At 36.9% G+C, this 22,824-nt stretch carries 25 protein-coding genes; 15 read left to right on the top strand and 10 right to left on the bottom strand.

Going from position 1 to position 22,824, the window contains the following annotated elements:
• Window positions 1-5 precede the first annotated feature (5 nt).
• From HMPREF0851_RS06720 to HMPREF0851_RS06675, 10 genes are all read left to right on the top strand, one after another.
• Entirely contained in the window at window positions 6-239 is a 234-nt protein-coding gene (locus HMPREF0851_RS06720) for a hypothetical protein (protein WP_000840776.1), read from the top strand.
• A 2-nt stretch (window positions 240-241) separates the two neighbouring features.
• Window positions 242-829, top strand: coding sequence for a CPBP family intramembrane glutamic endopeptidase (locus tag HMPREF0851_RS06715; protein WP_000821306.1), 588 nt, complete (start codon window positions 242-244; stop codon window positions 827-829).
• A gap of 334 nt (window positions 830-1,163) precedes the next feature.
• Window positions 1,164-1,463, top strand: coding sequence for a hypothetical protein (locus tag HMPREF0851_RS06710; RefSeq protein WP_000869757.1), 300 nt, complete (start codon window positions 1,164-1,166; stop codon window positions 1,461-1,463).
• Entirely contained in the window at window positions 1,453-1,941 is a 489-nt protein-coding gene (locus HMPREF0851_RS06705) for a hypothetical protein (RefSeq protein WP_000093677.1), read from the top strand. The genes HMPREF0851_RS06710 and HMPREF0851_RS06705 overlap by 11 nt, the downstream gene beginning before the upstream one ends.
• A complete protein-coding gene (locus HMPREF0851_RS06700; protein WP_009014197.1) occupies window positions 1,941-3,818 on the top strand; it encodes a VirD4-like conjugal transfer protein, CD1115 family in 1,878 nt (625 codons plus the stop codon). The genes HMPREF0851_RS06705 and HMPREF0851_RS06700 overlap by 1 nt, the downstream gene beginning before the upstream one ends.
• 20 nt (window positions 3,819-3,838) lie before the next feature.
• Window positions 3,839-4,081 (top strand): hypothetical protein, encoded by a 243-nt coding sequence (locus tag HMPREF0851_RS06695; protein WP_000627865.1) that lies wholly within the window; start codon window positions 3,839-3,841, stop codon window positions 4,079-4,081.
• 16 nt (window positions 4,082-4,097) lie between these two features.
• On the top strand, window positions 4,098-4,952 hold the full coding sequence (locus HMPREF0851_RS06690; RefSeq protein ID WP_001054257.1) for a conjugal transfer protein TrbL: 855 nt from the start codon (window positions 4,098-4,100) through the stop codon (window positions 4,950-4,952).
• A 53-nt stretch (window positions 4,953-5,005) separates the two neighbouring features.
• The gene (locus HMPREF0851_RS06685; protein ID WP_001097591.1) at window positions 5,006-5,365 is read left to right on the top strand and encodes a PrgI family protein; all 360 of its coding nucleotides are present in this window, start codon (window positions 5,006-5,008) and stop codon (window positions 5,363-5,365) included.
• A complete protein-coding gene (locus HMPREF0851_RS06680) occupies window positions 5,358-7,670 on the top strand; it encodes a VirB4-like conjugal transfer ATPase, CD1110 family (RefSeq protein WP_001820715.1) in 2,313 nt (770 codons plus the stop codon). Before HMPREF0851_RS06685 ends, HMPREF0851_RS06680 begins: the two co-directional genes overlap by 8 nt.
• An 11-nt stretch (window positions 7,671-7,681) precedes the next feature.
• The gene (locus HMPREF0851_RS06675; RefSeq protein ID WP_000653458.1) at window positions 7,682-10,495 is read left to right on the top strand and encodes a phage tail tip lysozyme; all 2,814 of its coding nucleotides are present in this window, start codon (window positions 7,682-7,684) and stop codon (window positions 10,493-10,495) included.
• Between the two features lie 1,016 nt (window positions 10,496-11,511).
• Here HMPREF0851_RS06675 and HMPREF0851_RS06665 read toward each other — a convergent pair.
• Together HMPREF0851_RS06665 and HMPREF0851_RS06660 are read right to left on the bottom strand one after the other, a co-directional pair.
• On the bottom strand, window positions 11,512-12,729 hold the full coding sequence (locus tag HMPREF0851_RS06665) for a tyrosine-type recombinase/integrase (protein ID WP_001291557.1): 1,218 nt from the start codon (window positions 12,727-12,729) through the stop codon (window positions 11,512-11,514).
• Between the two features lie 81 nt (window positions 12,730-12,810).
• Window positions 12,811-13,014 (bottom strand): excisionase, encoded by a 204-nt coding sequence (locus HMPREF0851_RS06660; protein ID WP_000814511.1) that lies wholly within the window; start codon window positions 13,012-13,014, stop codon window positions 12,811-12,813.
• On the opposite strand from HMPREF0851_RS06660, the gene HMPREF0851_RS16425 reads away from it, so the two are divergent.
• Window positions 12,998-13,249 (top strand): hypothetical protein, encoded by a 252-nt coding sequence (locus HMPREF0851_RS16425; protein WP_001845478.1) that lies wholly within the window; start codon window positions 12,998-13,000, stop codon window positions 13,247-13,249. The genes HMPREF0851_RS06660 and HMPREF0851_RS16425 overlap by 17 nt on opposite strands.
• A 225-nt stretch (window positions 13,250-13,474) precedes the next feature.
• Here HMPREF0851_RS16425 and HMPREF0851_RS06655 read toward each other — a convergent pair whose 3' ends face one another.
• Together HMPREF0851_RS06655 and HMPREF0851_RS06650 are read right to left on the bottom strand one after the other, a co-directional pair.
• Entirely contained in the window at window positions 13,475-13,705 is a 231-nt protein-coding gene (locus HMPREF0851_RS06655; RefSeq protein ID WP_000857133.1) for a helix-turn-helix domain-containing protein, read from the bottom strand.
• Complete coding sequence (locus tag HMPREF0851_RS06650) at window positions 13,702-14,124, bottom strand: sigma-70 family RNA polymerase sigma factor (protein ID WP_000804885.1); 423 nt, start codon at window positions 14,122-14,124, stop codon at window positions 13,702-13,704. Before HMPREF0851_RS06650 ends, HMPREF0851_RS06655 begins: the two co-directional genes overlap by 4 nt.
• Window positions 14,125-14,628: 504 nt before the next feature.
• On the opposite strand from HMPREF0851_RS06650, the gene HMPREF0851_RS06645 reads away from it, so the two are divergent.
• On the top strand, window positions 14,629-14,982 hold the full coding sequence (locus HMPREF0851_RS06645; RefSeq protein ID WP_001227347.1) for a helix-turn-helix transcriptional regulator: 354 nt from the start codon (window positions 14,629-14,631) through the stop codon (window positions 14,980-14,982).
• Window positions 14,983-15,041: 59 nt separating this feature from the next.
• Here HMPREF0851_RS06645 and HMPREF0851_RS15575 read toward each other — a convergent pair whose 3' ends face one another.
• A complete protein-coding gene (locus tag HMPREF0851_RS15575) occupies window positions 15,042-15,233 on the bottom strand; it encodes a cysteine-rich KTR domain-containing protein (protein ID WP_001860868.1) in 192 nt (63 codons plus the stop codon).
• Between the two features lie 521 nt (window positions 15,234-15,754).
• Between HMPREF0851_RS15575 and HMPREF0851_RS06635 the strand changes: the two genes are divergently transcribed.
• From HMPREF0851_RS06635 to msr(D), 3 genes are all read left to right on the top strand, one after another.
• Window positions 15,755-15,925: a hypothetical protein gene (locus tag HMPREF0851_RS06635; RefSeq protein ID WP_000873143.1), complete on the top strand. Its 171-nt coding sequence runs from the start codon at window positions 15,755-15,757 to the stop codon at window positions 15,923-15,925.
• A 385-nt stretch (window positions 15,926-16,310) separates the two neighbouring features.
• Complete coding sequence (gene mef(A), locus HMPREF0851_RS06630; RefSeq protein WP_000417519.1) at window positions 16,311-17,528, top strand: macrolide efflux MFS transporter Mef(A); 1,218 nt, start codon at window positions 16,311-16,313, stop codon at window positions 17,526-17,528.
• Window positions 17,529-17,647: 119 nt separating this feature from the next.
• Window positions 17,648-19,111 carry an ABC-F type ribosomal protection protein Msr(D) gene (msr(D), locus tag HMPREF0851_RS06625; RefSeq protein WP_000420313.1) on the top strand — a complete coding sequence of 488 codons (1,464 nt, stop codon included), beginning with the start codon at window positions 17,648-17,650 and terminating at the stop codon, window positions 19,109-19,111.
• 117 nt (window positions 19,112-19,228) lie between these two features.
• Here msr(D) and HMPREF0851_RS06620 read toward each other — a convergent pair whose 3' ends face one another.
• The 5 genes from HMPREF0851_RS06620 to tet(M) all read right to left on the bottom strand — a co-directional run bounded on the left by HMPREF0851_RS06620 (window position 19,229) and on the right by tet(M) (window position 22,756).
• Window positions 19,229-19,528 carry a DUF5960 family protein gene (locus HMPREF0851_RS06620; protein WP_001072467.1) on the bottom strand — a complete coding sequence of 100 codons (300 nt, stop codon included), beginning with the start codon at window positions 19,526-19,528 and terminating at the stop codon, window positions 19,229-19,231.
• Window positions 19,515-19,883: a hypothetical protein gene (locus tag HMPREF0851_RS06615; RefSeq protein ID WP_000567222.1), complete on the bottom strand. Its 369-nt coding sequence runs from the start codon at window positions 19,881-19,883 to the stop codon at window positions 19,515-19,517. Before HMPREF0851_RS06615 ends, HMPREF0851_RS06620 begins: the two co-directional genes overlap by 14 nt.
• Window positions 19,884-19,895: 12 nt before the next feature.
• Complete coding sequence (locus HMPREF0851_RS06610) at window positions 19,896-20,231, bottom strand: hypothetical protein (RefSeq protein WP_000806926.1); 336 nt, start codon at window positions 20,229-20,231, stop codon at window positions 19,896-19,898.
• Window positions 20,228-20,473 (bottom strand): hypothetical protein, encoded by a 246-nt coding sequence (locus HMPREF0851_RS0103755; protein WP_001813542.1) that lies wholly within the window; start codon window positions 20,471-20,473, stop codon window positions 20,228-20,230. The genes HMPREF0851_RS06610 and HMPREF0851_RS0103755 overlap by 4 nt, the downstream gene beginning before the upstream one ends.
• Before the next feature lie 363 nt (window positions 20,474-20,836).
• Window positions 20,837-22,756 (bottom strand): tetracycline resistance ribosomal protection protein Tet(M), encoded by a 1,920-nt coding sequence (gene tet(M) / locus HMPREF0851_RS06605; protein WP_000691735.1) that lies wholly within the window; start codon window positions 22,754-22,756, stop codon window positions 20,837-20,839.
• Between the last annotated feature and the right edge of the window lie 68 nt (window positions 22,757-22,824).

The following is a 22,824-nucleotide window of genomic DNA, read 5'->3' as shown; positions in this document are numbered from 1 at the left end:
GCAATATGGCTGAACGATTTTGGGAGAACTTGTCCATTATTTTGGCTGAAAGAAATATCAGCTGGATTGAGTTAACCAGAAAAATGTTTGCGGGAGAGTTTCACTATCCAAGTGAATTGAATCGTTTGTATCAAAAGATTCGCCACTATAAGATGGAACAACGAATGCCTCAAAGTCCATGGGTAGAAAGGATTGTGCAGGTATTAGATTTAGATTATGAAGATTTATTTCGGAGGTAACTATGAAAAGAATAATTCCAGTTTATATATTCCAACAAGTAAATGTCCTATTGGTATCTCTATACTTACTGAAATTGCTTTGTATCGGTGAGTTAACTATACTACAGATTCTCTATGGAGCGTCGCTCATTTCTTTTTTATGGATGTATGGTCAACGAAAACAAGTGATCAAGGTTAATATGAAAACTAGGATAAAATGGCTTGGTATTGGATTTGTCAGCCTACTGATTATAAGTCTATGTTTTAGTCTGATTCATGCTCAAGGAAGCACGAATCAAGCAAACTTAGTTGGGCTTCAACATCAAGTTCCTTGGTTTTCATTTTTATTGTTTTTAATCAATGCGAGTATGGTTGAAGAATTTTTGTATCGAGAAATTTTATGGAACTTGGTCAAAAAATTAGATATCAGAATTGCGTTGACAAGTGTTTTGTTCACTTTAGCTCATCATCCAGGAACCATTCTAGCTTGGTGTTTGTATGTTTCATTGGGAATGTTTTTAGGGATGGTACGCTATAAATCGGACTTATGGGGCAGTATGGGGCTACATTTGGTGTGGAACCTACTAGTTTATAGTTTGCTGCTTTTTTAGACCAAATTAGCTTGTTTTAGGGAAATGAAATGCTAACGTTATGTAACAATGTTAGTCTTTTATTTCAAAGGTCTTTGATTAATATGAATTTAGCTCGACAGAAAAATAAGAAATGTGATAAAAATTTCAACTACTCTTATCTATAATAAAGCTACCTGTTCTTTGAAAATTGAATCCACTCCGTCTTGATTAGCGTGCCTGTGTAAGTAGGGACTGAGAGTATTTCCCTGTGAAGGGCAACTGGCACAAGACGTGTGTGAGAATTTTCTAACAGACACGGAGTTTATCGTTACCAGACTTAAACGATGCGACAAACTAGATAAAGGAGTTAATCATGAAGGTAGTAAACTTGTATGATTTGAAACAAATGGGAAATAAAGGTGGTTGTACCATCCAATTGATTCATCACTTTCCTTTTGGTATGGGCTTAGGACATCTCAAAAAAGACTACATTGAATTTAAACGTGTTGGTATCTTTAATGGGAAAGCAGTAGAAGTTACTCTTCGAGAACCTTATTCGAGAGATCTACTGAAGGTTGTCAAGTCGATTAAGCAACGTCAGAAATTGATAGCTTATCGTTATAAGGAAGAAAAGCTGCTATTTGTGAAGAAGGAGGCATCAGATGTCCTCTGAACAACAGGAACGAATGGCAGTTCAATATGCTGAGCGTAGTCTTTTATTCACTGTCAAAAGTCTTTTAAAGATTCTAGAATGGTCTAGACGTCAGGCTTTAGCACAGGATTCCGCCTATAAGATAGGGGTGCAGAAATTAGAAGAATTGCTACAATCTCCTTATTCGATTGATACGATTAATCTGAAAAAAGATTTCTTAGACAAACCAATTGATATAGAGAAATTTAAAGCTTTTTTAGAAAAAGAAGAGATTCCTTTAGCCATCGCTTGGCAAGGAGATTCTCTGCATTTCTACACGAAAGACCGTTCGATTCTAGACAATCATTTAGACCATCTGTTAGAAAAAATGGTTAATGATCCGGAGAAATTAGCTGATTTTACCATGGATAAGTCATTAGACGATGCAATTGATGAGGCTAAATCCCAAATTACCTTTAGACAAGAAGGGGCCGTCAAACAGAAAGAGATGGTGAGATGATGTACAGTGGAAAGAAATTCCTACTATTCTCACTGTTAGGCATCTTACTAGGCTATCTTTTTCATCGTTTGACGCTTTTGTATGATTCCTATACTGGAAATACTTTAGATAAATGGACTCGTCTCCTGATGGAAGGTCAAGAGGAAGTTCTTCAGTCGCCATGGAATATTTCTTTCACTGGAAAATCAAGTGCTTTTTTTCTACTAGGCTTTGTGATGATGTTGCTGGTTTATCTCTATCTAGAGACCGGTAAGAAACAATATCGAGAAGGAGTAGAATACGGGAGCGCCCGTTTTGGAACTCTAAAAGAAAAGAATCTCTTTTACGGTAAGGAATTTTCTCATGATACGATCTTAGCTCAAGATGTTCGTTTGACATTATTAGATAAAAAACCACCCCAATATGATAGAAATAAGAATATTGCGGTGATCGGAGGTTCAGGAAGTGGGAAGACATTTCGCTTTGTGAAACCCAATCTGATTCAGATGAATAGTTCTAATATTGTAGTGGATCCTAAAGATCACTTGGCCGAAAAAACAGGCAAACTCTTTTTAGAACATGGCTACCAAGTAAAGGTGTTAGATTTAGTTAATATGAAGAACTCAGATGGCTTCAATCCTTTTCGCTATATAGAGACAGAAAATGATTTGAATCGCATGCTGACGGTTTATTTCAATAACACCAAAGGCTCTGGCTCCCGTAGTGATCCATTTTGGGATGAAGCTTCTATGACTTTGGTACGAGCTTTAGCCTCTTACTTGGTCGATTTCTATAACCCACCTAAAACAAGAGAACAGCTCATAGAAGAAAGTCGTTTGAGTCAAACAGAATACCAAAACTTGTTGAAACGTCAAAAAAAAGAAGTGGAAGAGCGAAAAAAACGAGGGCGTTATCCAAGTTTTGCTGAAATCTCAAAACTCATTAAACACTTATCCAAAGGTGAAAACCAAGAAAAAAGTGTCTTAGAAATTCTATTTGAAAATTATGCTAAAAAGTATGGGACTGAAAATTTTACCATGCGAAATTGGGCAGATTTCCAAAATTATAAGGATAAGACTCTGGATTCTGTTATAGCTGTAACCACTGCTAAATTTGCCCTCTTCAATATTCAAAGTGTCATGGATTTGACCAAAAGAGATACCCTCGATATGAAGACATGGGGCCAGGAAAAATCAATGGTTTACTTAGTTATCCCAGATAACGATAGTACCTTTCGCTTTCTTTCAGCCCTCTTTTTTTCAACCGCATTTCAAACCCTAACAAGACAAGCAGATATTGATTTTAAGGGTCAATTGCCTCTTCATGTGAGAGTTTACTTAGATGAGTTCGCAAATATCGGAGAAATCCCAGATTTTGCTGAACAAACCTCAACAGTCCGCTCTCGGAACATGAGTCTCGTTCCTATTCTACAAAATATTGCCCAACTTCAAGGGCTCTATAAAGAAAAAGAAGCTTGGAAAACCATTTTGGGGAACTGTGATAGCTTAGTCTACTTAGGTGGGAATGATGAAGATACCTTTAAATTTATGAGTGGCTTACTCGGTAAACAAACCATTGATGTTCGAAATACTAGTCGTTCCTTTGGCCAGACAGGTTCAGGATCCCTTTCTCATCAAAAGATTGCTCGTGATTTAATGACACCTGATGAAGTCGGAAATATGAAACGGCATGAATGCTTGGTTCGAATTGCCAATATGCCTGTCTTTAAAAGCAAAAAATACAATTCTACTAAGCATCCAAACTGGAAGTACCTAGCCAATCAAGAAACCGATGAACGGTGGTGGAACTATCAAATCAATCCTTTGAATCAAAGACAAGAAAATCATCTTGAAGGCCTTAAAATTCGTGATTTAACTTTTGAATCTAGTTTAAAATAAAAATAGAAAAGAGGAAATAGATGATTACGCATTTTAAAGGTTTTGTTTATGGAGTTGACGCAAGTGCTATGTTTGCACAAGCTATGTCTTTATTGCAGAAGGGATTGATTGCGGTTGGTGCCTTTCTCGTTGTTGTGGGGATTGTCAATCTTGCAACCAACATTAAAGATGGTGGACCAGGTGTTCGAAATGCCATTCTTGAAATTGTCGGTGGTGTTATGGTCGGAGCTGCTGGAGCCTTTGTAACTCAAATTTCAATTTAGGAGGATAAACAATGACATGAATCTTAGTTTAGTCTCACCCTTTGTTTACCTTGCATCTGAAAAAATATCAGCTGAAAATTTATTTGAAGGATTTAATGTGGATTTACAATCTACGGTAGATCTGATTAAATCTCTATCTAGCTACAATCCAACTGTTTGGACTTATATGTCTAGTATTACTAAAAGTGTCATGCAGCCTCTTGGAGTTGCGATTTTATCAGTTGTTCTCATCCTAGAATTTTCGAAGATGGCAAAGAAAATTGCTAACTCTGGTGGAGCGATGACCTTTGAAGCCTTAGCGCCGATGTTGATTAGTTATATTATGGTCGCAGTTGTAATTACCAACACTACCGTTATTGTAGAAGCCATCATCGGGATTGCGAGTCACGCCATTGAACAAGTGGCCTCGATTGTGGCTCACGGTGGGGCAAAGTATGATACCATCTCTGGATTAAAAGGTTCAGGATTTATTGGCCGGATGATTGTGGGCTTTTTTGCCCTCCTCATTTGGCTTGTTCGGATAGTAAGTGCAGCCATGGTTAATCTTTTAGTATCTATTCGATTTATTCAACTCTACCTTATGATCCCATTTGCCCCTCTTACGATTCCAACATTTTTAAGTGATGAATGGAAGTCTATTGGTATTGGCTATTTAAAAAATATTATGGTCTATGCGGTACAAGGGGTTCTTATTTTTCTGATTGTTTCTCTTGTTCCTTTGTTTGAATCTGCTGGAAAAATAGCTGTTTCAAATGGTGCAGGAGTCCTGCAATCACTTGCGATTATGTTTGGTAGTTTGGTACAAGCTATCTTACTAATTATTGCCCTCGTTGGTTCTCAACGTACGGCTCGCTCAATTTTAGGTATGTAATTAGATAAAGGCTAGGAAGTGATTGCTTCTTAGCCTTTTTAGAAAGGAAAGTCATGAATACACGTGTCTTTAAAGACATCTCAAAATACCAACACAGGGCTTGGTTAGGTTTCACCACAAGACAAATCATCTTTGTTTTACCAGCCTTTATTGTCACAATTATTGTTTTGGGCTTGAATCTCTTTTTCTGGCAATTTGGAGATTGGTTTGTTTACGGTTTTGTGTTTGCCTTTACCATCCCCCTCATGCTTTTTGGAGTCTATAAACCCAATGATTTATATTTTGAACATTATTTGAAATACCGTCTTCATTTTGAATTAACGGTTCCCCTACGCACAATTACAGGAAAGAAAGGATCTGAACATGAAAAGAAAATCAAATACATTAAAGAAACAAAAAACTTCAATGACTAATCAGAAAGAAGTTAAAGGGAAAAAAGAGGAAGTGTTACCCTCAACGGCTAATACTCTTTCCTATCAAGCCCTGTATCAAAATGGTCTGATGCAGGTAAAAGAAGATTATTTCTCACAAAGCTATTTACTTGGTGATGTCAATTACCAGACCGTTGGTTTAGAAGATAAGGGCGCAATCATTGAGAAGTATTCTGATTTGATTAACTCTTTAGATGACCAAACCAACTTCCAATTGACCATCTTTAATAAAAGATTGAATTTAGAAAAGTTTAGACAGAGTGTTCTGTATGAGGAGAAAGAAGATGGGTATGATACCTATCGTAAAGAATTGAATCGAATGATGAATCAAAATTTAGACAGTGGTGAAAATAACTTTTCAGCTGTGAAACTGATTAGCTTTGGTAGAAAGGATTCTAATCCCAAACAAGCTTATCGTTCCTTGTCTCAAATTGGAGAATATTTCAAGAGTGGTTTCTCAGAAATTGATGCTCGATTTGAATCCTTGGCTGGAGAAGACCGTGTCAACTTGTTGGCAGATATGCTTAGAGGAGAACACCATCTTCCTTTTTCTTACCGTGATTTAACGAGATCGGGTCAGACAACTCGTCACTTCATAGCACCTAATCTCTTGGATTTTAAAAACAAGAATTACCTACAAATCAATGACCGCTTATTACAGATTGTCTATGTGAGAGACTACGGCATGGAATTAGGGGATCAGTTTATCCGAGACCTCATGCAAGGAGATTTGGAATTGATTGTGAGCCTTCATGCTCAAAGTTCGACTAAGGCGGATGCCATGAAGAAACTACGAACAAAGAAGACCTTGATGGAATCCCAAAAGATTGGGGAACAACAAAAACTAGCTCGTACAGGTATCTATTTGGAAAAAGTAGGTCATGTATTAGAAAGCAATATCGATGAAGCTGAGGAACTCTTAAAAACCATGACCGAGACAGGAGATAAACTGTTTCAAACAGTCTTCTTGATTGGTGTTTTTGGTCAGGATGAAGAAGAACTTAAACAAGCCCTAGACACTATCCAACAAGTGGCCGGTTCAAATGACCTAATGATTGATAAACTACCATATATGCAAGAAGCAGCCTTTAATAGTTTGCTGCCATTTGGTTGTGATTTTTTAGAGGGAGTATCACGGAGTTTATTAACGTCCAATATAGCAGTGAACTCACCTTGGACTTCAGTAGACCTACAAGACCGTAGTGGGAAATATTACGGTATCAATCAAATATCAAGTAATATTATTACCATTGATCGCAGCCTATTAAATACACCGTCTGGTCTGATTTTAGGAACATCTGGAGCAGGGAAAGGGATGGCAACCAAGCATGAAATTATCACGACCAAAATCAAGGAATCTGGTGAAAATACTGAAATTATCATCGTGGATCCAGAAGCAGAGTACAGTGTCATTGGACGGACTTTTGGGGGAGAAATGATTGATATTGCGCCTGATTCCCAAACCTATCTCAATGTCCTTGACTTGTCTGAGGAAAATATGGATGAAGATCCTGTAAAGGTAAAATCAGAATTTCTTTTATCCTTTATCGGCAAGTTATTGGATAGAAAAATGGATGGAAGAGAAAAATCGATTATCGACCGAGTTACGAGGCTCACCTATCAGTCATTTAAAGAGCCTTCTTTGGAAGAATGGGTCTTTGTATTGAGTCAACAACCAGAAGAAGAAGCGCAGAATTTGGCACTTGATATGGAACTGTATGTCGAAGGTTCTCTTGATATTTTTTCTCATAAGACCAATATTCAGACAGGATCTAATTTCTTGATTTATAACGTTAAGAAGTTAGGAGATGAGCTGAAACAAATCGCCCTTATGGTTGTTTTTGATCAGATATGGAATCGTGTCGTTCGGAACCAAAAATTAGGGAAGAAGACCTGGATTTATTTTGATGAAATGCAGCTTCTCTTATTAGATAAATATGCCAGTGATTTCTTCTTTAAATTGTGGAGTCGTGTCAGAAAATATGGAGCCAGTCCGACTGGAATAACTCAAAACGTCGAAACCTTATTGTTAGATCCAAATGGTAGACGGATTATTGCAAATAGTGAATTTATGATTCTCCTCAAGCAAGCAAAAAATGATAGAGAAGAACTGGTTCAACTCTTAGGCTTGTCAAAAGAACTTGAAAAATACCTTGTCAATCCAGAAAAAGGGGCAGGACTGATAAAAGCTGGTTCAGTTGTTGTTCCCTTTAAAAATAAGATTCCTCAAGGTACTCAATTGTTTGATATCATGAGTACAGATCCTGATAAAATGGCTTCTAATTAAGGGGAAGGTAAATGAAGGATAAAAGAGAAATCATACGTGCCCGAAAGGCATTTAGAAGAAGTCTAAAAGATGAGAAGAAATTCTTGAAACAAGGAAAGAAGGAGGTGAGGAAACAGAAAAAAGATTCCGCTGGACTGGATGAAAAAGCATGGAAAAAAGAGATAAAAGAAAAGCTAGAGGAGATGAGAGAAGCTTCAAAGGCTAGAGTAAAACAAGCAAATGAAGACTACAATCATATTCTTCAAAATAGTCCTCCATCTCTTTTAAATCGCAAAGAATTAAGAGACAGACGGTTGCCTCATGCTAGGAAACGATTGAAAATAGCCAAGAAGCAATTTAAGGAAGCAAAGGTAGAAGCAAAAGAAGAAAGAAAAGAGAGTCGTAAAGAAAGAAAAACCAATCAAAAATTTTTCTACGGTCAGGAATCGAAACATAAATCTAATTTTTTCTTTCAAGGGAAGAGTTTAGAAGAATTAAAAGCTAAGAAAGAAGTCAAGGCCGCAAAAGAGAATCTAAAATCTACTAAACAAGTCTATAAGTCCAAAAAAGTCAGTAGGAAAGCCAAAACTTTTCTTTATGTCCTTGGACGTGAAGGTGGAGAGTTAGCTTCAGAAAATGAAGATTTAGAAGGTTATCACACACTTCAAGAGACAATTAGAAAAGGAAAACGCTACAGTCGCCTTTCTTATAACCTTGGAAAAGCTAGTGTCAAAACAGGACAAGCAACAGGTCGTTTTACCAAGAAAAGACTGACCAACACAAAAGAGCGATACCATCATTTTAAGGATGGAAAAGGATGGAAACTAGCGAAAGATAACCCAAGTTCTTTTAAAAATCGGTTTCGAAAATTAAAGAAACAAGGTCTTACAAGTGTCCGAAATATCTATCAAAAACTAAAAGCAGCCTTTTCCTTCTTTACATTTGCGGCTGGAAATCTTGTAACCTGGATAGTTGGAGGAATAGTCTTTCTTCTTTTACTTATAATGAGCTTCTTTTTAGGATTTTCATCTGCTAGTTTGATTCAACAAGATGAATTTGAATTAACAAAAGCTTATACCCACCTAACTTGGGAAGATGCAGAACATACTCGCACAAATGACAAAGGAATTACTTATTACACAAAAGTTGATGATGTGATGGGCTATATGAACTTTAAATTCCATGACTATGAGTTACACAAACCAGTTCACTTATTTAGTTCAGAATCTTACAAGGATTATCTGTCTACTTTGTGGCATGATTTAAACGATGGGGATGATTTGAAATCCATGCAAGACCTCTATGAAACTCCTAAGTATAAACTATCGAAAGACGATCAAGAGGAAATAAAGGAACTAAAAGAAGAGGGTGTCTATGCTTCCATGCAGGAATTGGACAATCCATTTGAGGGGAAAAGCAACGAAGATAGTCTAACCATGACTTATCGTTATGGATACTATGATTTAGACGGAAAACCTACTCTTCAGGAGTATATTCTACTAGAAGCGAAGGCTCACCAAACAATTGTCGCACCAATGGATGGTGTTGTATCTCTAGACGGAGATGATGTTATTCTCACTAACGGAAAAGGAGAGAATGAGAGTCGATTGACCTTGTATTCTATTCATAATGGCCGTGCGATTGAGGGGACAAGAGTCCTAACGGGTGATATTATTGGTGAAACACCAGACGATACAGGTTTGAAAGTTTCCTATCAAAAGTATAAAAACAAGAAAGAAAAATTTGTGTATGTCAATCCGCAATTTTATTTTCCAAAAGTCATTCAACTTCAGACCACTATCTTACCAGCCATTGGTCAGTTTGGTGGGGATGAGTTTGAACGAGCAAAACATATTTATGAGTTTTTGAAATCTCAAGGGGCAAGTCCCCAAGCCATTGCGGCAATTTTAGGAAATTGGTCGGTAGAGTCTTCTATTAATCCTAAACGAGCTGAAGGAGATTATTTAACTCCTCCTGTTGGCGCTACCGATTCCTCATGGGATGATGAAAGCTGGTTAGCGATTGGAGGTCCAGCCATTTATAGTGGTGCTTATCCTAATATTCTTCATAGAGGTCTAGGTTTAGGGCAATGGACAGATACCGCAGATGGGTCAACACGGCATACAGCCTTGTTAAATTATGCACGCACCCAAAATAAGAAATGGTATGATTTAGACCTACAACTTGATTTTATGCTTCATGGGGATAGTCCTTACTATCAAAGTTGGTTAAAGGATTTCTTTAAAAATACAGGCAGTGCAGTCAATCTGGCCCAACTCTTTCTGACCTATTGGGAGGGAAATTCTGGTGACAAACTACTGGAAAGACAAACCAGAGCAACGGAATGGTATTACCAAATTGAAAAAGGCTTTAGTCAAACAAATGGAGGACAGGCAAAAAGTGATCCACAATCCCTTGAAGGGGTTCGTGGGGACTTGTATGATCATTCTGTTCCTGGTGGTGGAGATGGTATGGCCTATGCTTATGGACAATGTACATGGGGTGTTGCGGCTCGTATGAACCAGTTAGGCTTAAAATTAAAAGGTAGAAATGGAGAAAAGATTTCAATCATTAATACCATGGGAAATGGTCAAGACTGGGTTGCGACAGCTTCAAGTCTTGGTGGGGAAACGGGCTCTACACCAAGAGCAGGTGCTATTGTTTCTTTTGTAGGAGGTACACATGGTACACCAGCCAGCTATGGTCATGTGGCTTTTGTAGAGAAGGTCTATGATGATGGTTCTTTCCTTGTGTCTGAAACCAACTATGGGGGCAACCCTAACTATACCTTTAGAAAAATCTCTCAAGCAGATAGTGCCATCAGTTTTGCTTATACGACCAAATAGAAGAGTTTACACTTGAAATTGTAGCTATTTAAAGATACAATATGTCTATAAATGAGTGGTCGGCTCATGGTCAATCTGATAGTAATCTTGGACATAAGGGCCAAGCGGTGGCGGACACCAGAACAAAATCCGATAGCAATCTTGGACGTACGGGCCAAGCGGTGGCAGACACCAGAATAAACCGACTGATTAGGTGGCTTACAGGTTCAGTAAGTCATCTTTTTTATTTGGAAAAACAGTAAGAAAGCGTAAAAAATCAATTCCTGTACTAGCGTGTAATTGAAATTTTTTAGTTTTGGCGTTAGAACTGTTTCCTCAGTCCTAGCCCCTTCTCTTTTTGATAAGTATGCTTGGCGGAAAGTAGTTTGTAAATGATTCTGAGAATCTTATGAGCATAAGCAATGACGGCCTTCATCTTGCTTACTCTTTGGGAAATTCGATTATAAAAAAAAGAAAAAGCTGGATCCTTGGAATGTGCTGCAATTAATCCCGACATGGTCAAAGCCTGTTTTATTTAGCGATTTCCTTGCGTGATGTGTGAGGATTTTTTAATGACAGCACTATAGGCTAAACATCTTTTTCTGTCATGAGTTAGCAGGCTCTGCCTGCTTAGAGTTTTACATATGCTACTATCTTCGTTATAGCTAACTTAAATTCTCATTTATTAAGTATACCTAAGTTTTATGTTTAAATTTTGTATAGAATAGTTGTATCACTTATCAAAGCTATGTTTACGCTTTCAATCAAGCCTCATTTATGATACTATTAAGGTAATAGAAAAAAATTCTTAGTTCGCTGAAGACCTTTATTCGAGATTCAGAGGAAATAGAAATTTTAACAGTAAACAAAGTATAAATTTCTAATTATCTTTTTATATTTTCTTAAATGCTCGTAAAGCCTTATTCTATGTGCTTTCGAGTATTTTTACTGTAGGAAGATACTTCACGTTTCTTTGCATATTTCCTCATGTCTTAGCTGTCAGAAGTGGTAAATAAGTAGTAAATTCATTTGTACTACTAAGCAACAAGACGCTCCTGTTGCTTCTCTTTATTCAAGCGTTTCATTTCTGCCATTGCAGAATCGAATGTTGCATGTGCGTAATAGTTCAGCGTCATGGCTATATTAGCATGTCCCATAATGTACTGTAATGCCTTTGGATTCATTCCTGCATTTGCATAGTTGGTACAGAATGTATGTCGCAAACTATGTGGAGTGATGTGTGGCAATTTATCCTCGTTATACTTATTGTATTTCTTAACAAGACCTTTCATCATGCCGTTGTAATCACTTGCCACTTTTGGATAGTTCTTTCTATTAAGAAAGAGGAAATCACTATATCCATCAATCTCAACACGCTTATCATTCTTTCGATTCGCTAACACTCGCTTAAATGCTTGATAGGCTTCTTCAACCATAGGAACTTGACGTTCGCCACTTTTGGTCTTTGGTGTTTCAATGTAGTACCCAATTTCAGTATCTCTCAATAGCTGATGGTCTATATTGACAAGACGATTCTCAAAATCTAAATCTGGAAGTGTCAAACCACCAAACTCTGAAATACGAAGACCTGTTTTTAAGAGTATCAGAATTTCATCATAATTTTTGCTGTAGGTTTTATCAGCTTTTGCAAAGGCTAACAGTTTTTCTTCCTGTTCTTCTGTTAGTACGGTCTTAGGGACAGTATCATCATCAAGAACTGCTTTCAGTTGAAAGTCAAATGGATTCTTCCGAACACAATCATCTTGTATAGCAATATAGAATGAAGCCTTTAAAGAACGTTTGTAGTTATTGATGGTTTGATAAGCATAACCATTTTCACTCATTCTAATAGCCCATTCTTTAGCGTCTGATGGCTTAATACTGTCAATACTTCTTACACCTAACTTGTCTTTCTTCAAAATATCCATAAGATATTTGCGTCCAGTTTCAGTGTTTTTTCTAACCTTTGGTCTTTGAGCGTTCTGTTTTGCGTAAAGCTGGCAGAGTGTCATTTTCTTTCCTACAACATCAATACCATCATGAATGTCTTTCTGTAACTCTGCGATTTTCTCTCTAAGTGAGATACAATCACGCTTTCCTGCTGGTACTAGGTCTGTAGCCACAAGTTTCCACGAGTAAACAAATTGCGGTTCTCCAAATGAATCTATATATTTGTATAAGTATCTTCCGTCTTTTCGTTGGCTCTCTCCAGTCTTTAAGATTCGACCTTTATTGTCACGTCTTTTTTCTGACATGGCATTTGCTCCTTTCCTTTATGGAAAGAGCCTTGATACGACTTAATACTATTTTATCATATACAAGACCCTTTGGCGACGCTAGATTGCGTCCAATGTATCTATAATTTTTTCAAATTGTTTTCGTTTAATCTGAATACGATTGCCATTCATAATCAGCCAATTTGCATTTTTATTTTCCTCTGCCAAGCGTCGTAGCTTGTTTTCGCCAATACGAAAATATTTTGACGCTTCTTCAATGGTTAGGGTATAACGTTCCCAAATAGGAATGTCAGTCTGCTTCATAAAATCCTCCTTTCCAAATCACTTATTTGGATTTCATAAAAGTTGTTTTACCAGCAATCGAACAGCTTTAGCAAAGCTCACGGGAGTTCCACCCCTGCATGGTTCTCATGTAGCCATACTCATTGCCTGCGACGGTTTTATCACGCTCGGACTATTGACTGTATGGGAGTATCATTATCACGATAAGAATGTCGTTGCAGGCAATCCTGCTAAAGATTGCTTCTCGGATCACTAACATGAATCGCTCGCTATCTTTATAAGATAGGTCATGGCGGTTAGTTCCGTTGGCTCTTTTCTTATCGAAACGTATTCGATTACTTTTATTCAGTTTTCAAAGAACAATGGCTCGTTAGCCTATCAAAACACATTGAAAGCTCAATATGCTTTGGTGGAATAACAAACCTCCCTGTTCGGGAAGCGTGGAATGGTTTAGCACGCTTCCACGAAAGGAGAGAGGATATTACTTAATTTCAAATGACAAAATCTTTGTAATCAGTCTGGTTTCCATTCTTCCACGTAAGACTTCATCAACGACCATACTTTGATTGCCATATTCATCTTTCATAAGTCGTAGGGAACGCTTCGTTATGTACCCTCTGTAATGATGTAGAATCTGGTTAATCGCTTCGGTATCGCCATCTGTTGCCTTTACAATGAGAGGAAAGGGAATCATAGGATATTGTGTTTTCATTCTTCAAATTCCTCCATAAACTTTTTAATTAAGGCTAGTCCACTGGTTCTATGCCGATAGACAGTAGAACGGTTCAATTTCAACAGGTCTGCAATTTCTGAATCGCTCATGTCCATAAAGTAAAACAGCAGTAGAATTTCACGTTTCTTGTCTGGCAACTCACGTAATGCTTCACTCAACAAATCATTTTCAACGCCTACTGATAACCCATTGAGTGTAAAAATCTGAAAGTCAGTTGAATAGTTATCTGTTGTCGCAAACTGGCTAACAAGATAATCGCCAACATCCGAAAAGGACACCTCACGCTTTGCAATCCTTGAAAGATAAAGCATATAATTCTTTCGCTCGTCTTCCATAGCACGTTTACAGATATAGTCAAACTGATTTTCTATTGTGGTCTGAAAAGAAGATGGTTTCATGTTTCTCACCCCCTTTCTGTCTAGGAAAGGAAGTGAGCCTTGCTCGTTTATCTCCTTTCACTCTTAGTCCCAATGTGAAAGGGGGATTTGTTGCATTACTGATAAATAAACTTTGTAAAAAAGTTCTGAATAGCCAAAAAAGCATATAAACAGATTTATTTCTCTGTTTACATGCTTCTGTTATTCTATCTATATGATTTATAAAACCACATTGGTGGACGTACTTATCTATTGCAGATAGACGACTTTTTTTGACAAGAACCCAATGTAAGGAAATTTATTGTATATGATGTACTTCATGGCGACGTTGACCTCCAACAAACCGCCATTTGGAAGTAATATACAATATTTTAACAGCGTAAATAGCACTACCATATAACGGTTTTTTTTATTGGCGTTTAGTAGTGCTTTTTATTAAATATAAACCTATAAACCATATAACACGTTTTTCTATACCTGTTTTTAATTCAGTAGGAACAATAAAATGTATAGAGGTGGTCTACTATGCGTAAAAAAGAAGATAAATATGATTTTAGAGCCTTTGGTTTAGCCATTAAAGAAGCTCGATTGAAACGAGGTTTAACTCGTGAACAAGTGGGAGCATTGATTGAAATTGACCCACGGTACTTAACTAATATTGAAAATAAAGGGCAACACCCCAGCATACAAGTTCTTTATGACCTTGTATCGTTACTTCATGTTTCCGTTGATGAATTTTTCTTACCTGCTAATAACTTGGTAAAAAGCACCCGACGATTACAGATAGAGAAATACATGGATAGCTTTACAGACAAAGAACTATCCTTAATGGAATCTTTAGCCAGCGGTATCAACGAAGCAAGAAACATCGAAGACTAATTAAAAGAATCCATACATAACGGAAAGAGCCGATAAAATGAGATTGTATTAATCTCATTTTATCGGCTCTGCGTCTTTGCGTCTGGCTCTGTAATCACAGTTACTTTGAACTGCTTTATTTCAATTAAATTTTCTTGTCTGCATTTCGGACAATAGAGGGGGAATTTTTTTAATTCAGTATCTTCCCTTATCTTTAATCGTGTTTTATTTCCACATACAGGACATGTTGAGGCGGTAAGTTTGCTAGTCAAGGAGTAAAACGACGAAGATTAGCATTTACTTCCGCCCATGCGATAGCTGTCCGTGATTGACAAGTGCTAGCACGCAGACAGAACGGAGATAGCGAACCGCTGAGTGTGTCGCTCTGCTCGTAAAAGCTTAGAAACCTTTGAACGAAAGGGATAATGAAAGCCTTGATTGCAAGGCTTTTTGCTTTATGGTGGGTAAGTATCAGAGTGAGAAAATTTTTGGAATGAGTAGAAGTGATAGCTAGAAATTATCAGTTTCTATTTCCATTTACCCTGTGGGTACGTGTTTGTTTCCATTGACAAGGAGTTTGTGGGAATAGAAATGTACCCACCTTGTTTGAATCAAGTGAAGTGTAGTTGAAGGAAATCTGTTGAAAGCAATACTTCATTTTACCGAATAAGTAATAATTTAGGCAACTTCAAATCGATTAAAAAAAACTATTTTAAAGGTTAAGAGTAGACAAAAATTGTCCACTCTTTTTTGCAAACTCAATTTATCAATAAATGAAATGAGGGAATGTAAAATGAAATATTTTGAGGTTGAGTTAGAAAATCCTGATGAATTTTTAAAACTACAAACAGAAGATTTTGTGAAAGCTAATCGCTTGCTACTAAGGAAGATAATCCAGAGCGTTACAGTCTATGAAGAAAACTTCGTCATATCCTTTAAATCTGGCATCGAATTGGAAGTATGAGTCTCATTCCATAACTTTTATATTGAACATATCATCTTGTTGTGTTATACTATAAATTGATATAAACAAAGATGTAGGAGGAACCGAAACTATGACAGCCTCAATGCGTTTAAGATAAGCTGGCAATAAAAAAAGCAGAATCTATACCCGATGATAGGCTTTTTTGTTGTGCTTATTTATACGATATTGAGCATTCATTAGTTACGGTGAGGATATTGGTTATTTAACTATACCTTTATTTAACTATGTCTTTAATATGAATGTTTCCAAATTGTATGTATGCAGACCAAAAGCCACATTGTGGGGTTTGGCCTGCATTTTTTATTGCCTAGAATGCTATTCAAAATAGAAATTCAAGCAAAATAATATGCAGGAGATAATATAAATGGAAAAATACAACAATTGGAAACGAAAATTTTATGCAATATGGGCAGGGCAAGCAGTATCATTAATCACTAGTGCCATCCTGCAAATGGCGATTATTTTTTACCTTACAGAAAAAACAGGATCTGCGATGGTCTTGTCTATGGCTTCATTAGTAGGTTTTTTACCCTATGCGATTTTGGGACCTGCCATTGGTGTGCTAGTGGATCGTCATGATAGGAAGAAGATAATGATTGGTGCCGATTTAATTATCGCAGCAGCTGGTGCAGTGCTTGCTATTGTTGCATTCTGTATGGAGCTACCTGTCTGGATGATTATGATAGTATTGTTTATCCGTAGCATTGGAACAGCTTTTCATACCCCAGCACTCAATGCGGTTACACCACTTTTAGTACCAGAAGAACAGCTAACGAAATGCGCAGGCTATAGTCAGTCTTTGCAGTCTATAAGCTATATTGTTAGTCCGGCAGTTGCAGCACTCTTATACTCCGTTTGGGATTTAAATGCTATTATTGCCATCGACGTATTGGGTGCTGTGATTGCATCTATTACGGTAGCAATTGTACGTATACCTAAGCTGGGTAATCAAGTGCAAAGTTTAGAACCAAATTTCATAAGGGAGATGAAAGAAGGAGTTGTGGTTCTGAGACAAAACAAAGGATTGTTTGCCTTATTACTCTTAGGAACACTATATACTTTTGTTTATATGCCAATCAATGCACTATTTCCTTTAATAAGCATGGAACACTTTAATGGAACGCCTGTGCATATTTCTATTACGGAAATTTCCTTTGCATTTGGGATGCTAGCAGGAGGCTTATTATTAGGAAGATTAGGGGGCTTCGAAAAGCATGTATTACTAATAACAAGTTCATTTTTTATAATGGGGACCAGTTTAGCCGTTTCGGGAATACTTCCTCCAAATGGATTTGTAATATTCGTAGTTTGCTGTGCAATAATGGGGCTTTCGGTGCCATTTTATAGCGGTGTGCAAACAGCTCTTTTTCAGGAGAAAATTAAGCCTGAATATTTAGGACGTGTATTTTCTTTGATCGGAAGTATCATGTCACTTGCTATGCCAATTGGGTTAATTCTTTCTGGATTCTTTGCTGATAAAATCGGTGTAAATCATTGGTTTTTACTATCAGGTATTTTAATTATTGGCATTGCTATAGTTTGCCAAATGATAACTGAGGTTAGAAAATTAGATTTAAAATAAACAATATTGGAGGAATATTTATGTATCTTATTTTCATGTAACTCTTCCTGCTAAAATCGCAGGGTTTTCCCTGCATACAAACAAATGAAAGCATGCGATTATAGACAGGAGGAAATGTTATGGAATTAATATTAAAAGCAAAAGACATTCGTGTGGAATTCAAAGGACGCGATGTTTTAGATATAAATGAATTAGAAGTATATGATTATGACCGTATTGGTTTAGTAGGAGCAAATGGTGCTGGAAAAAGCACTTTACTCAGGGTACTTTTAGGAGAATTAACTCCCCCAGGATGTAAAATGAATCGTCTGGGTGAACTTGCCTATATTCCCCAGTTGGACGAAGTAACTCTGCAGGAGGAAAAAGATTTTGCACTTGTAGGCAAGCTAGGTGTTGAGCAATTAAATATACAGACTATGAGCGGTGGTGAAGAAACAAGGCTTAAAATAGCACAGGCCTTATCGGCACAGGTTCATGGTATTTTAGCGGATGAACCTACGAGCCATTTAGACCGTGAAGGAATTGATTTTCTAATAGGACAGCTAAAATATTTTACAGGTGCACTGTTAGTTATTAGCCATGACCGCTATTTTCTTGATGAAATAGTAGATAAAATATGGGAACTGAAAGATGGCAAAATCACTGAGTATTGGGGAAACTATTCTGATTATCTTCGTCAGAAAGAGGAAGAACGTAAGAGCCAAGCTGCAGAATACGAACAATTTATTGCGGAACGTGCCCGATTGGAAAGGGCTGCGGAGGAAAAGCGAAAACAGGCTCGTAAAATAGAACAGAAGGCAAAAGGTTCTTCAAAGAAAAAAAGTACTGAAGACGGAGGGCGTTTAGCTCATCAAAAATCAATAGGAAGTAAGGAAAAAAAGATGTATAATGCTGCTAAAACCCTAGAGCACAGGATTGCGGCCTTAGGAAAAGTAGAAGCTCCGGAAGGCATTCGCAGAATTCGTTTCAGGCAAAGTAAAGCATTGGAGCTCCATAATCCATACCCTATAGTCGGTGCAGAAATTAATAAAGTATTTGGGGATAAGGCTCTGTTTGAAAATGCATCTTTTCAAATTCCGTTAGGAGCAAAAGTGGCGTTAACTGGTGGTAATGGAATCGGAAAAACAACTTTAATCCAAATGATCTTAAACCATGAAGAAGGAATTTCTATTTCGCCTAAGGCAAAAATAGGTTACTTTGCACAGAATGGTTACAAGTACAACAGTAATCAGAATGTTATGGAGTTTATGCAGAAGGATTGTGACTACAATATATCAGAAATTCGTTCAGTGCTAGCATCTATGGGGTTCAAACAGAACGATATTGGAAAAAGTTTATCTGTTTTAAGCGGTGGAGAAATTATAAAATTGTTGCTTGCTAAAATGCTCATGGGTAGATATAACATCCTAATAATGGATGAACCCAGTAACTTCCTTGACATACCAAGTTTAGAGGCTTTGGAAATACTAATGAAGGAGTACACCGGAACTATCGTGTTTATCACCCACGATAAACGATTACTCGAAAATGTAGCAGATGTAGTTTATGAAATTAGAGATAAGAAAATAAATCTGAAACATTAAATTTAAGGTAGTCGCTGGTCAGTATAGTCTGTTCTGGTTGGCGACTCCATTGTTAAAGAGTATAAAGACTTTAGATTTTATGAATATTAAAAATAGGAACAGTCAATTGAACTGCTCCTATTTTTCTGCTAAATATATTGTAGTTTTCTTATATGTATAATGATAGATTAGCGGATTCTCATCTACGGTACTTACTTCAAATATGAAGAAGTGATCGCGGTTATCTCTGGACTTTTCCTTATTGAGGACAAAGTAATTCTTACGTGAAGTCGCCATTGTTTTTAGGATATCATCAGTTAGGAAGGTCAATGGAATATTCATGTTAGAGTAGCGGTAGAAGTCACGTTCAAAATCTTGGTAGCTCTCGCTATAATAGTCCATTTGTAGGTGATTACGCTGAAACTCAAGCTGATTCATAGAGCACCTCCTCGACAAGTTCAATACTAATAATGTCTTTTAATTTCAAATTGATGTGACCTGTTGTAGTTTTTATCAAAATGAAATCTTTGGTCAGACTTGGTATTGTTCCAGTGTAGGAAACACGCTTGTTTTTTTCAATCACTTGAATGCGTGTGCGTAGCTGCCCGGCGTATACTTGACTGAGGAGTAATAATTTCTTCTCTAGTGATAAGTCAGACATGTACGTTACTTTGTTTGTATCATCAGAGAGTGCTGATGCATGTTCAGATAGGAAAAAGCCCATCCATTTTTGCATCTTTGTATCCTGGTACTCTCTTGCTGATTGAAATGGTAAATATGAACGGTCAATCATATCAAATCCTTTCTATGCAGAGGCAAGGGTATTTTTATCAAATTGAATCGTAAAACCTTGAATTCCCCCACCTGTGTAACATTCTTTAAAGCGATTGATTACCTCAGTATAGATTATCACAGATGAGCTTGTTGGCTTAATGCTAAATGTAAATTCCAATGGTAATCGGTTTTCAGATTTAGCATGTACTAGTCGTATCGATATTTCAGTTGTTTTGAGTTTTCTCTGACGAAGTTTTGAAGTTGCTGTTTCAACGATTCCATGTAAAAATCTTTCAAGCATTTCAATATCATTACATCCTTTGCTACGGATTTCTGAAAATTGTACTGTATTTTTTTCTTGTTTCATTTTAATCCCTCCAATCCACCCGCGGAATGACCACCGATAAGTTTACTGCGTTCAATATTTCTGGAACCTTCAGTTAGGACGGTTCCTTTTTGTATGGCTAAAAAACCAAACTGTTCTCTGACAACATCAATAGCTGTCTGAAGTCTATTATCTTTTTCAATTTGTTCTACATCATCAAAGAGTGATAGTAGAGTATAGCTTTCATCTACGAAGCCACTATAAGATACACCAATTTGTCTCACTGCACCAGAGGTGTATTTTTTCGGAATAATACAAGTACATGACTCACCATTGTTTTGGGGAGATTTGCGGGTTCAATTTTATTCTGAGCATTTATAGATTTTTTCATCTCAGTCCTAGAATAGCCAATATGAATAGAAACGACAGTAGTCAATACTAGGGCTACTGTTCCGTTCCACAGTATCATTTAAAAATCATTTTCACACCCTTTCGTCTATTAGTATAGAAGAAAGCTCTCAGCACACAATATCCACTTGTAGTTTATAATAACTATCTCCTCCTTTACACTTTAATTCAAATCTTTATTAAAAAATATTTCATCTTATTTAACAAGAAACCATATTTATATAACAACATAAAATACACTAAGTTATTTTATTGAACATATATCGTACTTTATCTATCCGACTATTTGGACGACGGGGCTGGCAAACAGGTTCACCGGTAGTAACATGGTACCCTTTTAACTCTGTTAAACAAACACTACGTCCATTTGTAAAGAAAGTTAAATCACTACGATATTCTTGAATACACCGAGCAGGGATTTCTCCACTAAGAATGACCTCATTATTTTTCAATTGAGTGTCTACGATGTTCGCACAATATTTAGGAGCATCGGTGTATGCTCGTGAAAGATATTCCTGTGGCGCATAAATTTTAAAACTAAGATATGGCTCTAACAATTCTGTTCCAGCTTTTTTTAAGACTTGTTCCAATACAATAGGAGCAAGCATCCGAAAATCTGCTGGGGTACTAACAGGGCTATAGTATAAGCCATACTTAAAACAGATTTTACAGTCCGTCACATTCCAACCATACAATCCTTGTTCACAGCCATAGCGTATCCCTTCCATAACTGCATTTTGAAATGATTGATTTAAGTATCCAAGAGAAACCGAGCTCTCATACTGCATTCCACTTCCCAACGGAAGCGGTGATACAGATAAACCAATGGAAGCCCAGAAAGGATTCGGTGGAACTTCGATGTGAATGGTATACTCTGCTTTTTTTAACGGTCTTTCCATATAAATGACTGTAGGCTCTTTTATTTCTATCTCCACATGATACTTTTCTTGCAGCAGAGCACAAGTCACTTCCATTTGTACTTTCCCTAAGAAAGAAAGTATGATTTCATGTGTCGCAGAATCCACATAATATCGCAGAAGCGGGTCACTGTCGGAGATTTCTAAAAGTGCATCAAGTAACATTTCCCTTTGTTGAGGTTTGCTCGGTTCAACAGTCGTTTGCAGCAGAGGGAGGGGATTTTCAATTCTCTCTCTCTGTGGCAATAGCTTTGTATCTCCAAGAACACTATTTAACTTCAAAAACTCATTCTGCAAAATAACAATTTCCCCGGAATAAGCCTTATCGATTTTACATAATTCACCATTTATTGAAGTATACATTTCTGTAATTTTTATTTTTTCCTTTTCCGATATTCTAACCGAATCTCGCAAATGCAGTACGCCACTATAAAGACGTATATATGCAAGACGCTGTCTTTTTTCCGAATACTCAATTTTGAAAACATTTCCGCAAAGTTCAGACGGACCTCGATGTGTTGATGAATAAAATTTATTAGTAATAACTTCTATAAGGTTATCAATCCCTATATTACTTTTTGCACTTCCATGATAAAGAGGGAACAGAGAACAATTCTGAAATCTTATGCTTTCCTCTTGTTCGAGTTCCAATGCTTCTAATGATTTACCGGACATATATTTCTCTAAAAGGTCATCGTTTCCCTCTATTACCGTATCCCATTGTTCAGATTCGGTAAAGTTCGTCACACACATATTAGGATACAGTTCTACCTTCTGTTTGATTACAATTTCGGCAGAAAGTTTCTCTTTAATATCCTGATAAACCGTTGATAAATCAATTCCATTTTGGTCAATCTTATTGATAAAAAAGATTGTGGGAATCCCCATTTTCCTAAGTGCATGAAATAATATACGAGTTTGTGCTTGTACGCCATCTTTTGCAGAAATCAGTAGAATTGCCCCATCTAAAACTGATAATGAACGATATACTTCTGCTAAGAAATCCATATGTCCTGGCGTGTCTATGATGTTCACCTTCGTATTTTCCCACTGAAAAGAGGTTATTCCTGTCTGAATTGTAATTCCTCTCTGACGTTCTAAAAGCGTATTATCCGTCCTCGTTGTACCTTTGTCCACGCTTCCTAATTCTGTAATCGCTCCACTGTTATATAATAAGCTTTCTGTTAAGGTAGTTTTTCCCGCATCAACATGAGCTAAAACTCCAATATTAATAATTTTCATGTGATTTTCCTCCATTCAAAAGCCCAAAAGGGCATAAAAAATCANCANATACTATATACTACTACGTA

The organism is Streptococcus sp. M334 (genome assembly GCF_000187745.1).
Taxonomy (GTDB): domain Bacteria; phylum Bacillota; class Bacilli; order Lactobacillales; family Streptococcaceae; genus Streptococcus.
This window is presented reverse-complemented; position numbering and strand designations above follow the sequence as displayed.

Bases quoted from the DNA above. Each gene is read 5' to 3' on its own strand.
- HMPREF0851_RS06720 (WP_000840776.1), top strand. From the start codon at position 6: ATGGCTGAACGATTTTGGGAGAACTTGTCCATTATTTTGGCTGAAAGA.
- HMPREF0851_RS06715 (WP_000821306.1), top strand. From the start codon at position 242: ATGAAAAGAATAATTCCAGTTTATATATTCCAACAAGTAAATGTCCTA.
- HMPREF0851_RS06710 (WP_000869757.1), top strand. From the start codon at position 1,164: ATGAAGGTAGTAAACTTGTATGATTTGAAACAAATGGGAAATAAAGGT.
- HMPREF0851_RS06705 (WP_000093677.1), top strand. From the start codon at position 1,453: ATGTCCTCTGAACAACAGGAACGAATGGCAGTTCAATATGCTGAGCGT.
- HMPREF0851_RS06700 (WP_009014197.1), top strand. From the start codon at position 1,941: ATGTACAGTGGAAAGAAATTCCTACTATTCTCACTGTTAGGCATCTTA.
- HMPREF0851_RS06695 (WP_000627865.1), top strand. From the start codon at position 3,839: ATGATTACGCATTTTAAAGGTTTTGTTTATGGAGTTGACGCAAGTGCT.
- HMPREF0851_RS06690 (WP_001054257.1), top strand. From the start codon at position 4,098: ATGAATCTTAGTTTAGTCTCACCCTTTGTTTACCTTGCATCTGAAAAA.
- HMPREF0851_RS06685 (WP_001097591.1), top strand. From the start codon at position 5,006: ATGAATACACGTGTCTTTAAAGACATCTCAAAATACCAACACAGGGCT.
- HMPREF0851_RS06680 (WP_001820715.1), top strand. From the start codon at position 5,358: ATGACTAATCAGAAAGAAGTTAAAGGGAAAAAAGAGGAAGTGTTACCC.
- HMPREF0851_RS06675 (WP_000653458.1), top strand. From the start codon at position 7,682: ATGAAGGATAAAAGAGAAATCATACGTGCCCGAAAGGCATTTAGAAGA.
- HMPREF0851_RS06665 (WP_001291557.1), bottom strand. From the start codon at position 12,729: ATGTCAGAAAAAAGACGTGACAATAAAGGTCGAATCTTAAAGACTGGA.
- HMPREF0851_RS16425 (WP_001845478.1), top strand. From the start codon at position 12,998: ATGTCAGTCTGCTTCATAAAATCCTCCTTTCCAAATCACTTATTTGGA.
- HMPREF0851_RS06660 (WP_000814511.1), bottom strand. From the start codon at position 13,014: ATGAAGCAGACTGACATTCCTATTTGGGAACGTTATACCCTAACCATT.
- HMPREF0851_RS06655 (WP_000857133.1), bottom strand. From the start codon at position 13,705: ATGAAAACACAATATCCTATGATTCCCTTTCCTCTCATTGTAAAGGCA.
- HMPREF0851_RS06650 (WP_000804885.1), bottom strand. From the start codon at position 14,124: ATGAAACCATCTTCTTTTCAGACCACAATAGAAAATCAGTTTGACTAT.
- HMPREF0851_RS06645 (WP_001227347.1), top strand. From the start codon at position 14,629: ATGCGTAAAAAAGAAGATAAATATGATTTTAGAGCCTTTGGTTTAGCC.
- HMPREF0851_RS06635 (WP_000873143.1), top strand. From the start codon at position 15,755: ATGAAATATTTTGAGGTTGAGTTAGAAAATCCTGATGAATTTTTAAAA.
- HMPREF0851_RS06620 (WP_001072467.1), bottom strand. From the start codon at position 19,528: ATGAATCAGCTTGAGTTTCAGCGTAATCACCTACAAATGGACTATTAT.
- HMPREF0851_RS06615 (WP_000567222.1), bottom strand. From the start codon at position 19,883: ATGATTGACCGTTCATATTTACCATTTCAATCAGCAAGAGAGTACCAG.
- HMPREF0851_RS06610 (WP_000806926.1), bottom strand. From the start codon at position 20,231: ATGAAACAAGAAAAAAATACAGTACAATTTTCAGAAATCCGTAGCAAA.